The organism is Pseudomonas sp. BC42 (assembly GCF_021560055.1).
Taxonomy (GTDB): Bacteria; Pseudomonadota; Gammaproteobacteria; order Pseudomonadales; family Pseudomonadaceae; genus Aquipseudomonas.
In genome coordinates this window covers 1312982-1328150 of sequence record NZ_CP091067.1, presented here as the reverse complement: position 1 = coordinate 1328150, position 15169 = coordinate 1312982, and the positions used below count along the sequence as shown (strand labels likewise).

Sequence of the window (15169 nt, the reverse complement as noted above, 5' to 3'; positions counted from 1 at the left end):
AAGCCTCAGATGTTGAAGCTTTCGCCGCAGCCACATTCACCGCGCACGTTGGGGTTGTTGAACTTGAAGCCTTCGTTCAACCCTTCCTTGACGAAATCAAGCTCGGTGCCGTCCAGATAGGTCAGGCTTTTCGGGTCGATGATCACTTTCTCGCCGTGACTCTCGAACACCTGATCGTCCTCGCCGATCTCGTCGACGAACTCCAGCACATAGGCAAGGCCGGAACAGCCCGTGGTGCGAACACCCAGACGAATCCCATCACCCTTGCCGCGCCCGTTGAGGGAGCGTCGCACGTGTTGAGCAGCCGCTTCTGTCATGCTGATAGCCATCGTGACTCCTTACTTGTCGCCAAATCTGTGAAAGCCGATCGATCAGATCAGGCCTTTCTTCTGCTTGTAGTCGCGAACGGCGGCCTTGATGGCGTCTTCGGCGAGTACCGAGCAGTGAATCTTCACTGGAGGCAGGGCCAGCTCTTCTGCCAGCTGGGTGTTCTTGATGGTTTCGGCTTCATCCAGCGTCTTGCCCTTCATCCACTCAGTGGCCAGGGAGCTGGAGGCAATGGCGGAACCGCAGCCATAGGTCTTGAACTTGGCGTCCTCGATGATGCCCTGCTCGTTGACCTTGATCTGCAGACGCATCACGTCGCCGCAGGCGGGAGCGCCGACCATGCCGGTGCCGACATCAGGATCTTCCGCGTCCATCTTGCCGACGTTACGCGGGTTCTCGTAGTGGTCGATGACCTTTTCGCTGTAAGCCATGATTCTTAATCCTCACTCATCAGAGAGTCGCTCTCGGGTTCCGCAAATCGCCGTTATCGGCACGTTCTACAGAACCCTGTGCGGCGACTTATATTCAGTGTGCCGCCCACTCGATCTTCGAGATATCGACGCCATCTTTGTACATGTCCCACAGCGGCGACAAAGCGCGCAGCTTGGTAACGGCTTCGCAGACTTTCTGCGCTGCGTAATCGATTTCTTCTTCGGTGGTGAAGCGGCCGAAGGTGAAGCGGATCGAGCTGTGAGCCAGCTCGTCGTTGCGGCCCAGGGCGCGCAGCACGTACGAAGGCTCAAGCGACGCCGAAGTGCAAGCCGAGCCGGAAGACACCGCCAGGTCCTTGAGGGCCATGATCAGCGACTCGCCTTCAACGTAGTTGAAGCTCAGGTTCAGGTTGTGCGGCACGCGGGCAGTCATGCTGCCGTTGATGTACAGCTCTTCCAAGTGCTCGACCTGCTTGTAAAAGCGCTCGCTCAAGGCCTTGATGCGGGCATTCTCGGCCGCCATGTCTTCCTTGGCGACGCGGAAGGCTTCGCCCATGCCGACGATCTGGTGAGTGGCCAGGGTGCCGGAACGCATGCCGCGCTCGTGACCGCCGCCGTGCATGGTGGCTTCCAGGCGCACCCGCGGCTTGCGGCTGACGTACAGCGCGCCGATGCCTTTAGGACCGTAGGTCTTGTGGGCCGAGAAGGACATCAGGTCGACTTTCAGGGCCTGCAGGTCGATCTCGACCTTGCCGGTGGACTGAGCGCCGTCGACGTGGAACAGGACGCCTTTGGAGCGGGTCAACTCGCCGATGGCGGCGATGTCGTTGATGGTGCCGATCTCGTTGTTCACATGCATGATCGAAACCAGGATGGTGTCGTCACGCAGAGCCGCTTCAACCATGGCCGGAGTGATCAGACCGTCTTCGCCCGGCTCGATGTAGGTCACTTCGAAGCCTTCACGCTCAAGCTGGCGCATGGTGTCCAGGACAGCCTTGTGCTCGATCTTCGAGGTGATCAGGTGCTTGCCCTTGGTGTGATAGAAATGCGCGACGCCCTTGATTGCCAGGTTGTCGGACTCGGTGGCACCGGAGGTCCAGACGATTTCACGCGGGTCGGCGTTGACCAGGTCTGCCACTTGGCGACGGGCATTTTCCACCGACTCTTCGGCCTTCCAGCCAAACACGTGGGAGCGGGACGCCGGGTTACCGAAGTTTCCGTCGACCAGCAGGCATTCACTCATCTTCTGCGCCACGCGCGGATCAACCGGGGTGGTTGCAGAGTAATCAAGGTAAATCGGCAATTTCATGGACTCTCTCCTAAATCAGGCTGGCTGGCGTGCCGCTAGCTCTATGGCTGTCATTCGACGGCTGACGCTTCAATCTTGTCCAGGCGCGGCGCCTTGCCATTACAACGGCGCTGATCCTGACGCTGGGCAACTTCTTGTACCTCACGGCGAGTGACAAGGTCTGCCAAGCTGATACCGCTCAGAAATTCGTGGATCTGCAGGCTCAGGTCGCACCACAGGTGATGGGTCAGGCAGGTGTCGCCGGCATGGCAATCACCCAGCCCCTGGCATTTGGTGGCATCGACCGATTCGTTCACGGCATCGATCACCTGGGCCACCTGGATCCCCTGCATGTCACGGGACAGCTGATAGCCGCCACCCGGACCACGGACGCTGGACACCAGGTTACTGCGACGCAGTTTGGCGAAAAGCTGTTCGAGGTAGGACAGGGAAATGCCTTGGCGCTCAGAGATATCGGCCAGGGAGACCGGGCCATGTTGCGCGTGCAACGCCAGATCAAGCATGGCGGTCACCGCGTATCGGCCTTTAGTAGTCAGTCGCATGGACAAGTACCACGGAGTTTCGGAATGGAGGCGAGTATGCAATACCCGAGTAATCAGGTCAACTATAAGACCAACTACTTTAGTCGGGTTTACCCGCAAAAGAGCGCGCGAATCATAGCAAAGTCTGCGACGTAATGGCACAGCGGGTTGCCGACAACTGACCTGCGGGTCACCCAGGGCGCCTCAGCCCCCTTTCGCCGGCAAGCGGCCCCCTGGACAAGGAGCCGCCGGCCAGGCCATCAGCCGATCTGGCTGTCGCTCTTGCCTTTGACTGCTGCGAAGTCTTCCTCTCGCAGGACTGGCAGATCCTTGGCGCAGTAGTCACTGCCCAGATCCTTCAGAGCGCCGCACACACCCTCCAGGCGAGCGTCCACCGCCTGCAGGTGGTCGAGCAACTGACCAATGGCCCGCGCCACCGGATCAGGCATGTCCTCGCTGACGCCATAGGCATCGAAACCGAGCTTCTCCGCCATCGCCTTGCGCTTGGCTTCCTGCTCGTCACTGGACTTCATGATGATCCGCCCCGGAATGCCGACCACTGTCGCGCCCGCCGGCACCGCCTTGGTCACCACCGCATTGGAACCGACCTTGGCCCCCGCACCGACCGTGAAGGGGCCCAGCACCTTGGCACCCGCACCCACCACCACACCGTCCTCCAGGGTCGGATGACGTTTACCCTTGTTCCAGCTGGTACCGCCCAGGGTCACACCCTGATAGAGCGTGACGTCATCACCGATCTCGGCGGTTTCACCAATGACGATGCCCATGCCATGGTCAATGAAGAAACGACGCCCCACCTTGGCCCCCGGGTGGATCTCGATCCCGGTCAGCCAGCGACCGAAGTTCGACACCAGCCGCGCCAGCCATTTCCAGCCCATACCCCACAGGGCAGCGGACAAGCGGTGAATCCAGATCGCGTGCATCCCCGGGTAGCAGGTCAGCACCTCGAACGCATTGCGCGCCGCCGGGTCACGATGAAATACGCTTTGGATATCTTCACGCAGACGCTCGAACATCATTGATCCTTCCGCTTTTGTAGCTCTCCACGGGCCGCTTTCTGGGTTTCCGTGAGAATGCCACGCAATATATTCATTTCCGCCCGGCTGACCGAGCTGCGACCGTACAACCGACGCAGGCGCGCCATCAAGTGCCGCGGTTTTTCCGGATCGAGAAAGTCGATGGCCACCAGCGTCTGCTGCAGATGCTCGTAAAACCGCTCCAACTCATCCATGGTCGCCAGTTCTTCACTGCGCGGCGAGGCCACTTCATCCTTCTCAACCTTGGTCGGCCGACCTTGGGCCGCCAGCCAGGACATGCGCACTTCATAGGTCAACACCTGCACCGCCGTGGCCAGGTTCAGCGAGCTGAACGCCGGGTCCGACGGGATATGCACATGGAAATGACATCGCTGCAGCTCGTCATTGGTCAGGCCGGAATCTTCACGACCGAAGACCAGAGCGATCTGCGCGCCCTGCCCGGCCTCTTCCACCACTTTCAGGCCGGATTCACGAGGATCCAGCAGCGGCCAGGGAATGCGTCGATCACGAGCACTGGTACCAAATACCAGAGTGCAACCGGCCAGGGCCTCCTCAAGGGTGGCGACCACCTGGGCGCTCTCCAGGATATCGGTGGCACCGGAAGCCCGCGCATCGGCCTCATGGGACGGAAACACCCGGGGCTCCACCAGCACCAGCCGCGACAGGCCCATGTTCTTCATGGCACGCGCAGCCCCGCCGATATTGCCGGGATGACTGGTATTGACCAGGACGACACGAATGTTCTGCAGCAAGGGAGGCGCTCTCGGACACTGGAAAGGGGAGCAAATCTTACAGAACAGGCAAGACTCCCGCCTCAAAAATAACCATCCACAACCAACGACCCGCCCATCAAGCGCAGTCGGCCAGCGAGGCGCACCCACACCCTCGAACTGCGCCACACAGCGGATCGATGCAATCAAAGCGAACGCCGACCTTCATCTGCAAAAGTTTTCTGCTAGAATGCTCGGCTTTCTTTAACAACCTTAGGTGACCTATCCATGCAGCCAATGCTGAATATCGCGCTGCGCGCCGCCCGCAGCGCCAGTGAATTGATTTTCCGCTCCATCGAGCGCCTGGATACCATCAAGGTCGACGAAAAAGACGCCAAAGACTACGTATCCGAAGTTGATCGTGCCGCCGAGCAGAAGATCATCGACGCATTGCGCAAGGCCTACCCGACCCACGCCATCCTCGGCGAAGAAACCGGCCTGCATGCCGGTAGCGGCGAAGGTGAAGACTACCTGTGGATCATCGACCCACTGGACGGCACCACCAACTTCCTGCGTGGCATCCCGCACTTTGCCGTAAGCATCGCCTGCAAATACCGTGGCCGCCTGGAACACGCCGTGGTCCTCGATCCGGTTCGCCAGGAAGAATTCACCGCCAGCCGCGGCCGTGGCGCCCAGCTGAACGGTCGCCGCCTGCGGGTCAGCGGTCGCACCAGCCTCGACGGCGCCCTGCTGGGCACCGGCTTCCCGTTCCGTGACGACCAAATGGACAACCTCGACAACTACCTGGGCATGTTCCGCGCCCTGGTGGGCCAGACCGCCGGCATTCGCCGTGCTGGCGCTGCGAGCCTGGACCTGGCCTACGTCGCCGCCGGTCGTTTCGATGCGTTCTGGGAGTCGGGCCTGTCCGAATGGGACATGGCAGCAGGCGCCCTGCTGATTCAAGAAGCCGGCGGCCTGGTGAGCGACTTCACCGGCGGTCACGACTTCCTGGAAAAAGGCCATGTGGTAGCCGGCAACACCAAATGCTTCAAAGCGGTCCTGACCGCCATCCAGCCGCACCTGCCGGCCTCGCTGAAGCGCTAAGCGCCAGCGACAAAAAAAGCACCCTTTGGGGTGCTTTTTTTATGTCCGCAAAACCCGCCCCGCAGGAGCCGAGTTGCTGGCGAAGGCAATCTCAGAGCCCATTCGCCGGCAAGCAGACTCCTGCAAGCGCGGGTTATTGACCCGGCTGATTCTGGTTCTGGCCGAGAATCAGACGCCCTTCTTTATCCACCGGGATCTGGTTGCCCGGATCGCGATCCATGCGCACCTGACCTTGCTTGCCGCCCAGGTCGTACTTCACGTCGTAACCGACGATCTTGTCACTGATGTCATTGACCGTGTTGCAGCGAGTCTGCGTGGTGGTGTAGGTGTCACGCTCCTGCATGCCTTCCTGCACCTTGTTACCCGCATAACCGCCACCCACGGCGCCGGCCACAGTGGCAAGCTTCTTGCCGTTACCATTGCCAATCATGCTGCCCAGCAGGCCACCGCCCACCGCACCGGCCACGGTGCCGAGGATCTGATGCTCATCCTTGACCGGGCGCTGACGGGTGACCGCAACGTCCTTGCAGACTTCGCGAGGGGTCTTGATCTGTTGCTTGACCGGCTGCACAGCCAGCACTTGCGCATACTCAGGGCCGCTTTTAACCAGGCTGTAGGTGGCAACAGCACCCCCGGCGGTGACACCGACAGCACCCAATACCGCACCAACCAGCAACGACTTGTTCACGTGAACCTCCTGACCATACAAACGGGACTTAGCCCGCGCTTCTCCCAGCGTTGGAGCAATAAAAAAGGCGCGAGTTCAACACTCGCGCCTTTTTAACTGACAGCCGGAAAAGGGCTAGATCCTCAAGGACGGTCGTCCACTTCCTTCTCGGTGTTGGCCGGAGGAATCAGGTCCTCGCTGTTCAGGTTCAGCCAGATCAGCACCACGTTGGCGATATAGATCGACGAGTAGGTACCCGCCAGCACACCGACAAACAGGGCGATGGAGAAGCCGTGCAGGTTGTCACCACCGAAGAACAGCAGCGCAATGATCGCCAGCAAGGTGGAGATCGACGTCGCCATGGTCCGCAGCAGGGTCTGAGTGGTCGAGATGTTGATGTTCTCGATCAGGCTGGCCTTGCGCAGCACCCGGAAGTTCTCACGCACCCGGTCGAACACCACGATGGTGTCGTTGAGGGAGTAACCGATGATCGCCAGCACCGCCGCCAGCACCGTCAGGTCGAAGGTGATCTGGAAGAACGACAGGATACCCACGGTCACGATCACGTCATGGATCAGCGAAACGATGGCGCCCACGGCGAACTTCCACTGGAAGCGGAAAGCCAGGTAGATCAGGATGCCGCCCAGCGCCATGAGCATGCCCAGACCGCCCTGGTCGCGCAGCTCTTCACCCACTTGCGGGCCGACGAACTCGACGCGCTTGACCTGCGCCGGGTTGTCGCCGCCGACCTTCTGCAACGCTTCGGCCACCTGGTGGCCTAGTTGCGGGTCTTCACCCGGCATCCGCACCAGCAGGTCGGTGGTCGCACCAAAGCTCTGCACGATGGCTTCGTGATAACCGGCGTCGTTCAGTTGCGAACGCACCTTCATCACATCCGCCGGACGCTCGTAGGTCAGCTCGATAAGCGTACCGCCGGTGAAGTCCAGACCGTAGTTCAACCCCTTGTGGAACCAGCTGAACAACGCCAGAACGGTGAGGAGCACTGTGACGCCGAACGCAAAGTTGCGGACGCCCATGAAGTTGATAGTACGTAACATGGCAGCCCCTTAAATCCACAACTTCTTGAAGTCACGACCGCCGAAGATCAGGTTGACCATCGCGCGGGTCAGCCAGATGGCCGTGAACATCGAGGTAAAGATCCCGAGGGACATGGTCACCGCAAAGCCCTTGACCGGGCCGGTGCCCATGGCAAAGAGGATGCCGCCCACCAGCAAGGTGGTCAGGTTGGCATCGAGAATCGCGGTGAATGCCCGGCCGAAGCCTTCGTTGATTGCCCGCTGCACCGTCATGCCGGCGGCGATCTCTTCACGTATCCGCGAGAAGATCAGTACGTTGGCGTCCACCGCCATACCCATGGTCAGCACGATACCGGCGATGCCCGGCAGGGTCAGCGTCGCCCCCAGCAAGGACATCAGGGCCAGCAGCAGCACCATGTTCAGCGCCAGGGCCACTGTGGCGATCACGCCGAAGAAGCGGTAGATGGCGATGATGAACAGCGACACGAACAGCATGCCCCACAGCGACGCATCGATACCCTTGGTGATGTTGTCAGCACCCAGGCTCGGACCGATTGTGCGCTCTTCAGCGAAGTACATCGGCGCCGCCAGACCACCGGCACGCAGCAGCAGCGCCAGCTCGGAGGACTCACCCTGGCCGTTCAGGCCGGTGATGCGGAACTGACTGCCCAGTGGCGACTGGATGGTCGCCAGGCTGATGATCTTCTTCTCTTCCTTGAACGCCTGGACCGGCACATCTTTCTCGACGCCGTCGACCATCTGCTTGGTGTAGGTGGTGATCGGCTTCTGCTCGATGAAGATCACCGCCATGCTGCGACCGACGTTGCTGCGGGTCGAACGGTTCATCAGTTCGCCACCGTGACCATCGAGCTTGATGTTCACCTGTGGACGGCCGTGCTCGTCGTAGCCGGCCTGGGCATCGGTCACCTGGTCGCCGGTGATGATCAGGCCACGCTCGATCAGCGCTGGAGGACGGTTGCCCTCACGGAATTCGAAGGACTCGGAAGTCGCCTTGGAAGCACCCGGCTCGGCGGCCAGGCGGAATTCCAGGTTGGCGGTCTTGCCCAGGATCCGCTTGGCTTCAGCGGTGTCCTGCACGCCCGGCAGCTCAACCACGATACGGTTGGCACCCTGACGCTGAACCAGAGGCTCGGCCACACCCAGCTCGTTGACCCGGTTACGCACGGTGGTCAAGTTCTGCTTGATGGAGTATTCGCGGATTTCCGCCAGCTTGGCCGGGGTCATCGCCAGACGCAGCACCGGTTGGCCATTGAGGTCGGCCGGTACGATATCGAAATCATTGAAGTTCTTGCGGATCAGCGAGCGGGCCTGTTCACGGCTGTCTTCATCGCTGAAGCCCAGCTGGATGGCACCGTTGAGCTGCGGCAGGCTGCGATAGCGCAGACGCTCTTTGCGCAGCAGGCTCTTGACGTCGCCTTCATAGACCTTCAGGCGGGCGTCGAGGGCTTTGTCCATGTCCACTTCCAGCAGGAAGTGCACACCACCGGACAAGTCCAGACCCAGTTTCATCGGGTGCGCACCGAGGTTGCGCAGCCATTGCGGGGTGGTTTGCGCCAGGTTCAACGCCACCACATAGTCATCGCCCAGCGCCTTGCGCACTACATCCTTGGCCGGAAGCTGGTCTTCCTTGTTGATCAAGCGCAGCAGGCCACCCTTGCCGTTGGCGGCAATGGAGGAAGCCTTGACCTTGATACCGGCGTCGGTGAGCGCGTTGCTCGCACGATCCAGATCCGCCTGAGTGACCTGCAACGCAGTGCTCGCACCGCTGACCTGAATGGCCGGATCATCAGGGTATAGATTGGGAGCGGAATAAATAAAACCGATCGCCAGCACCGCCAGGATCAGTAGGTACTTCCACAGAGGATATTTGTTCAGCATCACGCCGCCCGTTTATGACGCGGGGCGCCTTGCGCGCCCCGTCGATTGGTAAAAGATGAAACTTAGATCGCTTTCAGCGTGCCTTTTGGCAGCGTGGCTGCGATCGCGCCCTTCTGGAACTTCAGCTCAACGGAGTCCGACACTTCCAGAACCACGAAGTCGTCGGTCACTTTGTTGATCTTGCCGGCGATACCGCCAGTGGTCACAACTTCGTCGCCTTTCTGCAGGTTGCTCAGCAGGTTCTTCTGCTCTTTGGCGCGCTTGGCCTGTGGACGCCAGATCATCAGATAGAAGATGACCAGGAAGCCGACCAGGAAAATCCACTCGAAACCAGTGCCGGCAGGACCGGCAGCAGCAGGTGCAGCGGCGTCCGCATACGCGGCAGGGATCAAAAAGCTCATTTAACACTCCGATAATTGCAGAATTAGTGGCTTAACGTCTTTAGAACTTACTCTAAAGGCGGCACGGGTAACCCGCGCTTGGCATAGAAGGAATCGACAAAGGCGGCCAATGTACCTTGTTGAATAGCCTCGCGCAAACCAGCCATAAGACGCTGGTAATGGCGCAAATTATGGATGGTATTGAGCATACTCCCGAGCATTTCCCCGCACTTGTCCAAGTGATGCAGATAGGCACGGGAGAAGTTCTGGCAGGTGTAGCAATCACAAGTTGGGTCCAGCGGCGAATCATCATGGCGATGAAACGCGTTACGGATTTTCAGCACGCCTGTATCGATGAACAGATGCCCATTGCGGGCATTGCGGGTTGGCATCACGCAATCGAACATGTCCACACCGCGGCGCACACCCTCAACCAGATCTTCCGGCTTGCCAACTCCCATAAGGTAACGAGGTTTGTCGGCAGGCATCTGGCCCGGCAGGTAGTCCAGGACCTTGATCATTTCATGCTTGGGCTCGCCCACCGACAGGCCGCCGATGGCCAGGCCGTCGAAGCCGATCTTGTCCAGGCCTTCCAGGGAACGCATGCGCAGGTCCTGGTGCATGCCGCCCTGGACGATGCCGAACAGCGCCGCCGTGTTGTCGCCGTGGGCGTTCTTCGAGCGCTGGGCCCAGCGCAGGGACAACTCCATGGAGATCCGCGCCACGTCCTCATCGGCCGGGTACGGCGTGCACTCATCGAAGATCATCACGATGTCCGACCCCAGGTCGCGCTGCACTTGCATCGACTCTTCCGGGCCCATGAACACCTTGGCGCCGTCCACCGGCGAGGCGAAGGTCACGCCCTCTTCCTTGATCTTGCGCATCGCCCCCAGGCTGAACACCTGGAAACCGCCGGAGTCGGTCAGGATCGGGCCATTCCACTGCATGAAATCATGCAGGTCACCGTGGGCCTTGATCACTTCCGTACCCGGGCGCAGCCACAGGTGGAAGGTGTTGCCGAGAATGATCTCGGCGCCGGTGGCGACGATATCCCGCGGCAACATGCCCTTGACCGTGCCATAGGTGCCCACCGGCATGAAGGCCGGGGTTTCCACCGTACCGCGGGGGAAGGTCAGGCGACCGCGACGAGCCTTGCCATCAGTGGCCAGAAGCTCGAAGGACATACGACAAGTGCGACTCATACAGTTTCCTCGGGGGCCAGATCCTTGGGAGCGGTCGGCGCGGGATTACGGGTGATGAACATCGCATCACCGTAGCTGAAAAAGCGGTACCCATTTTCCACTGCGGCGCGATAGGCGGCCATGGTCTCGGGATAACCGGCGAACGCCGAAACCAGCATCAACAGCGTGGATTCCGGCAGGTGGAAGTTGGTCACCAGGGCATCGACCACATGGAATGGCCGGCCCGGGTAGATAAAGATGTCGGTGTCGCCGCTGAACGGCTTGAGCACACCATCGCGGGCGGCGCTTTCCAGGGAACGCACGCTGGTGGTACCCACCGCCACCACCCGGCCGCCGCGAGCCCGGCACACGGCCACCGCATCCACCACATCCTGGCCGACTTCCAGCCACTCGTGGTGCATATGGTGATCTTCGATGCGTTCGACACGCACCGGCTGGAAGGTTCCGGCGCCGACATGCAGGGTCACGAATGCCGTCTCCACACCCTTGGCGGCAATCGCGTCCAGCAGCGGCTGGTCGAAATGCAGCCCGGCGGTCGGTGCTGCCACGGCGCCCAGGCGCTGGGCGTACACGGTCTGGTAGCGCTCGCGATCCGCGCCTTCGTCCGGGCGGTCTATATAAGGAGGCAACGGCATGTGCCCGACCCGGTCCAGCAGCGGCAGCACCTCCTCGGCAAAACCCAGCTCGAACAGCGTGTCGTGGCGCGCCAGCATCTCGGCCTCGCCACCGCCCTCGATCAGAATCTTCGAGCCCGGCTTGGGCGACTTGCTGGAGCGCACATGGGCCAGCACACGATGGCTGTCCAGCACCCGCTCGATGAGGATCTCCAGCTTGCCGCCGGAGGCCTTCTGGCCAAACAGGCGGGCCGGAATCACCCGGGTATTGTTGAACACCATCAGATCGCCAGGGCGCAGATGCTCCAGCAGATCGGTGAATTGACGGTGGGCCAAGGCGCCGGTTGGCCCATCCAGGGTCAACAGACGGCTGCCGCGACGCTCGGCCAAAGGATGGCGGGCGATCAGCGAATCAGGAAGCTCGAAGGTAAAGTCAGCAACGCGCATGATGGGGTTCGTCTAGCAGGGCCGGAAAGTTTAGCGGAATAACTAAAAATTGACCATGAAAGCCGATTGACCAACGGTAACCGCCTCTCTATACTTCGCCGCCATTGAGCCCTGATGGCGGAATTGGTAGACGCGGCGGATTCAAAATCCGTTTTCGCAAGAAGTGGGAGTTCGAGTCTCCCTCGGGGCACCATATAGCAGTATCTGAAAGTCTCCATAAGGCTCTCAGCACCAGGAAAACCGGCCACTTGAGCCGGTTTTTTTGTGTCTGGCTATCTACCCCCATCTCCCCTTATCCGTTGTATCCCTGTATCCCCGCTTGTATCCTGAGAAAAATACCGAACTTTGGGATACAAGGATGAAGCGCGCAGATATCAAGCGCCGCCCTCTCGCAGACACGACACTTACAGGGCTAGAACCTGAAGCAAAGGAGTATCGCGAGCTGGACGGAAACGGCCTGTACTTCAGGGTCAAGCCTGATGGTGGCAAATCCTGGCAGCTCCGTTACAAACGCCCTGCGGGCAATTGGGCCTGGATGGGGCTAGGGGGTTACCCCGAGGTGAGCGGTGCATTGGCCCGGGAAAAAGCTGCCGAACTGCGCAAGACCATAAGCAGCGGAATTGATCCCCTTGAGCAAAAGCGGTCTGCCAAGGCCGCAATAGATGCAGCCAAGACACGAACCTTCAGAGCAGCTGCTGACGCTTGGCTAAAGGCAAAAGAAGAAAAGGGACTGGCTCCCTCAACGCTCAACAAAATCCGCACCTACCTCGACAAGGACATTCTCCCGGCATTGGGGGACAAACCGCTCGACGAAATCACCCGTACCGATTGCGCCGAACTCCAAGCATCCATCGAAGCCCGAGATGCCCACAACGTAGCGGAAAAGTGCCGCACCTGGATCAACCAGATATTTGGACGGGCTATCGGGTTAGGGCTCACCGAGAACGACCCGGGGAGCCGGCTTCGGGATATAGCTGCCCAAGCGCCAAAAACTCAACAGCACCCGCATCTACTAGAACCCGAGCTAGGCGAGTTCCTCACCGCACTTAAAAACACCCCCAGCAGACTGACGGCACGAACAGCAGCATGGCTTTGCATCTGGACAGCCTCACGACCTGGCATGGTTCGCCTAGCTGAATGGAAAGAGTTCGACCTCGATAAGGCCACTTGGACGACACCAGCGGCAAAGATGAAGATGCGCCGAGACTTCGTTTGCCCTCTCCCCCATCAAGCCATTGCCGCACTAAAGGAACTCCATTGCCTGACTGGCCGCAGTCGCTGGCTGTTCCCCGGAGTGGGCGCCAAGAACCCGACTATCAGTGAAAACACGATCAACAAAGTCTTCGCTACCATCGGGTATAAAGGCCGCCTTGTGGGTCACGGTACCCGGCACACAGCAAGCACGCTGCTGCGAGAACATGGTTGGCCCAAGGAGCACGTTGAGGCACAGCTGGCCCACAAGGAGGAAGGAATCTCAGGGGTCTACAACAAGGCTCAGTATCTCGAACAGCGCATAACAATGATGCAGTGGTACGCCGATCACTTGGACGCCCTGGAGCGGGGGAACGTGATTCAAGGTCAATTCGGTAAAGCACTATGAGGGGGAGTTCTCCACACTCTGTTAAAACAGGGGTTACGCGTGTTACCGGTGTAACGAACAAAACTAACCAGTTGATAATAAACAATATTTTTAAAGTTACACGCGAATCAAAATTCGAGCAGATCCAGTGTAACGGAGCTAAATCGTGTAACAACGATAACTCCCCTTCCCTGCTGCTGGCAGCCTCTACGCACTATTTGTGCCGCTGGTACAGCACACCGAACCTGGGGCGACGGGGTGATCTAAGTGGACATTGAGCAAGGTATCGAGACAGGGGAACTGGAAATTGCAGGACTCGACGTAGAGTGCCTGGTTTACGACCAGCACGACGTCGAAACAGCCGTTCGCAATCTAGTACTGTTTCCGCAATTCAACGAATACTTCAGAGACGCCTTCGACCTGATCAACACAGCTACATCGTTCTGGCTCGAAGGCGAGTCCTATGCTTCATGCACAGTGACGGTGACCAGAGATACTTATCGACTACGTGATGTCATCTATGAGCATGCCAGCTATGAAGCAGCAAGCTCATTGCCGAGTGTAATTCGACGACTGCTCAAGCTACGCCATCCCGTAACAGACTCACAACTTGTTGCGACCTTTGCCCTAATTCTTGGCACCCAAGCCGTGGAAACACTCGCAAACTGGTTGTTCGATATTGAGCTTGCGACCTACGACATTGATGCAGATCTGATAGAACAGCTGAGACATGACTCACCACGCCAATATCTCGCCTTAGCTGAAAAGGAACGAGACCGCCGTAGCGGTAACGAAATCAGAGCCCGAGAAGAATTCGCTACGTTGTTAGGAGAGGCGAATCAGGCACTATTGATGGCGAATCTATATCGCCAAGTTGAGCAGATAGACGTAGAAAGAAATGGCTTCAACCCATCAAGCCTAATGCATCAAGTTCTTAACAACGCCTTTTCTGAAAAAGCATCAAGGCGAGGTCGGGAAGCCGGTAAAGGAAACCGCAACCCCAGTTCAAAAATACAATTAGATGCCATGCAGAGACGGGCAAAAATCAAAGCTGCCGCCGAACAAATCATCAATGGACGAATGATTGAAAAGCGCCGACTGACCGATGCTGAATTGACCAAGCTGCTTTTCAAGCAAGGGATTCATGGCACCGAGAAGACCATTCGAGAGCACCTAACCGCCCTAGGCCTTAGACCACTGAAATAAAAAAGGGAGCGGACACAGTCCACTCCCTCTCCCCTGCGTAGCGTATGACCCGTTGTCTCAATTAACAAAGGGTTAGATCGCTATGACTACCGTTTCAAAAGCCATCTCCTCGCATGATCCCTCCACGACCCTCATCCGTATGCCTGAGGTCATTTCAATCGTAGGGCTCGCACGCCCGACGATCTACAAGCTGATGCGCCAACCTGAAAGCGGATTTCCCTTACCGGTAAAGCTGAGTAACAGCAATGCCCGAAGTGCTCCGGTCGCTTGGGTACTGGGAGAGGTTCAGGCATGGACACGAGCGCGCATCGCAGCACGCGATCAGGTGGCCGCATGAAAAAACGCATAGCTCACCGAGCCGTCCTGCAGCCCTTCTCCGTGCTTCGAAAAATCGGCTTTTCATCGCGATGCATGCAACGCCTGGAGCGCTACCGAACCGAGCAGGCCAAACGAAACCACGTAGTGGCCGTGATGAGCTGGGCTGACGGTACCTGGTGCGCGCTCGCGTTGCCCAGCATGCCCCCTCACGCCGTCATCGTCGATGAAGGCCAGCAGATCGATGCCTACGAAGACGCACGCTCCTGCATCGAGGGCGACTTCCTTCCTCTGCTTTCCCTGCGCCGGGAAGTTCATGCCTGAAATGAAAACGCCCCCGGGGGCGATCCGGAGGCGTTGAGG

General features: G+C 59.1%; 17 protein-coding genes and 1 tRNA gene. 6 read left to right on the top strand and 12 right to left on the bottom strand.

Annotated features, from left to right (window positions below):
* Positions 1–5: 5 nt before the first annotated feature.
* From iscA to trmJ, 6 genes are all read right to left on the bottom strand, one after another.
* Positions 6–329 (bottom strand): iron-sulfur cluster assembly protein IscA, encoded by a 324-nt coding sequence (gene iscA / locus L1O02_RS06290; protein WP_007929524.1) that lies wholly within the window; start codon positions 327–329, stop codon positions 6–8.
* 42 nt (positions 330–371) lie between these two features.
* Complete coding sequence (iscU, locus tag L1O02_RS06285; RefSeq protein WP_003443374.1) at positions 372–758, bottom strand: Fe-S cluster assembly scaffold IscU; 387 nt, start codon at positions 756–758, stop codon at positions 372–374.
* Between the two features lie 94 nt (positions 759–852).
* Positions 853–2067, bottom strand: a complete 1215-nt coding sequence (locus tag L1O02_RS06280) for an IscS subfamily cysteine desulfurase (protein WP_060840883.1) — start codon at positions 2065–2067, stop codon at positions 853–855.
* A gap of 50 nt (positions 2068–2117) precedes the next feature.
* A complete protein-coding gene (gene iscR / locus L1O02_RS06275; RefSeq protein ID WP_011063217.1) occupies positions 2118–2609 on the bottom strand; it encodes a Fe-S cluster assembly transcriptional regulator IscR in 492 nt (163 codons plus the stop codon).
* 239 nt (positions 2610–2848) lie between these two features.
* Positions 2849–3625, bottom strand: coding sequence for a serine O-acetyltransferase (gene cysE / locus L1O02_RS06270; protein ID WP_060840884.1), 777 nt, complete (start codon positions 3623–3625; stop codon positions 2849–2851).
* Positions 3625–4398, bottom strand: coding sequence for a tRNA (cytosine(32)/uridine(32)-2'-O)-methyltransferase TrmJ (gene trmJ, locus L1O02_RS06265; RefSeq protein ID WP_108545270.1), 774 nt, complete (start codon positions 4396–4398; stop codon positions 3625–3627). The genes cysE and trmJ overlap by 1 nt, the downstream gene beginning before the upstream one ends.
* Positions 4399–4644: 246 nt before the next feature.
* On the opposite strand from trmJ, the gene suhB reads away from it, so the two are divergent.
* A complete protein-coding gene (gene suhB, locus L1O02_RS06260) occupies positions 4645–5460 on the top strand; it encodes an inositol-phosphate phosphatase (protein ID WP_011063220.1) in 816 nt (271 codons plus the stop codon).
* Positions 5461–5593: 133 nt separating this feature from the next.
* Here the strand turns inward: suhB and L1O02_RS06255 are convergent, their stop codons facing one another.
* The 6 genes from L1O02_RS06255 to queA all read right to left on the bottom strand — a co-directional run bounded on the left by L1O02_RS06255 (position 5594) and on the right by queA (position 11706).
* Complete coding sequence (locus tag L1O02_RS06255; RefSeq protein WP_011063221.1) at positions 5594–6148, bottom strand: glycine zipper 2TM domain-containing protein; 555 nt, start codon at positions 6146–6148, stop codon at positions 5594–5596.
* Positions 6149–6270: 122 nt separating this feature from the next.
* Positions 6271–7185 (bottom strand): protein translocase subunit SecF, encoded by a 915-nt coding sequence (gene secF / locus L1O02_RS06250; protein WP_060840886.1) that lies wholly within the window; start codon positions 7183–7185, stop codon positions 6271–6273.
* A gap of 9 nt (positions 7186–7194) precedes the next feature.
* Entirely contained in the window at positions 7195–9063 is a 1869-nt protein-coding gene (gene secD, locus L1O02_RS06245; RefSeq protein ID WP_060840887.1) for a protein translocase subunit SecD, read from the bottom strand.
* Between the two features lie 62 nt (positions 9064–9125).
* The gene (gene yajC / locus L1O02_RS06240; RefSeq protein ID WP_060840888.1) at positions 9126–9464 is read right to left on the bottom strand and encodes a preprotein translocase subunit YajC; all 339 of its coding nucleotides are present in this window, start codon (positions 9462–9464) and stop codon (positions 9126–9128) included.
* Between the two features lie 47 nt (positions 9465–9511).
* Positions 9512–10627, bottom strand: coding sequence for a tRNA guanosine(34) transglycosylase Tgt (tgt, locus tag L1O02_RS06235; RefSeq protein WP_161799191.1), 1116 nt, complete (start codon positions 10625–10627; stop codon positions 9512–9514).
* 14 nt (positions 10628–10641) lie between these two features.
* The gene (queA, locus tag L1O02_RS06230) at positions 10642–11706 is read right to left on the bottom strand and encodes a tRNA preQ1(34) S-adenosylmethionine ribosyltransferase-isomerase QueA (RefSeq protein WP_129406514.1); all 1065 of its coding nucleotides are present in this window, start codon (positions 11704–11706) and stop codon (positions 10642–10644) included.
* A 108-nt stretch (positions 11707–11814) separates the two neighbouring features.
* Here queA and L1O02_RS06225 point away from each other — a divergent pair.
* From L1O02_RS06225 to L1O02_RS06205, 5 genes are all read left to right on the top strand, one after another.
* A tRNA-Leu gene (locus L1O02_RS06225) sits at positions 11815–11899 on the top strand.
* A gap of 165 nt (positions 11900–12064) precedes the next feature.
* The gene (locus tag L1O02_RS06220) at positions 12065–13306 is read left to right on the top strand and encodes an integrase arm-type DNA-binding domain-containing protein (protein WP_235759711.1); all 1242 of its coding nucleotides are present in this window, start codon (positions 12065–12067) and stop codon (positions 13304–13306) included.
* 246 nt (positions 13307–13552) lie between these two features.
* Positions 13553–14491, top strand: a complete 939-nt coding sequence (locus L1O02_RS06215) for a hypothetical protein (protein ID WP_235759710.1) — start codon at positions 13553–13555, stop codon at positions 14489–14491.
* An 82-nt stretch (positions 14492–14573) separates the two neighbouring features.
* Positions 14574–14828 carry an AlpA family phage regulatory protein gene (locus L1O02_RS06210; protein ID WP_073698973.1) on the top strand — a complete coding sequence of 85 codons (255 nt, stop codon included), beginning with the start codon at positions 14574–14576 and terminating at the stop codon, positions 14826–14828.
* Complete coding sequence (locus L1O02_RS06205; RefSeq protein WP_235759709.1) at positions 14825–15130, top strand: hypothetical protein; 306 nt, start codon at positions 14825–14827, stop codon at positions 15128–15130. The genes L1O02_RS06210 and L1O02_RS06205 overlap by 4 nt, the downstream gene beginning before the upstream one ends.
* The last annotated feature ends 39 nt before the right edge of the window (positions 15131–15169 follow it).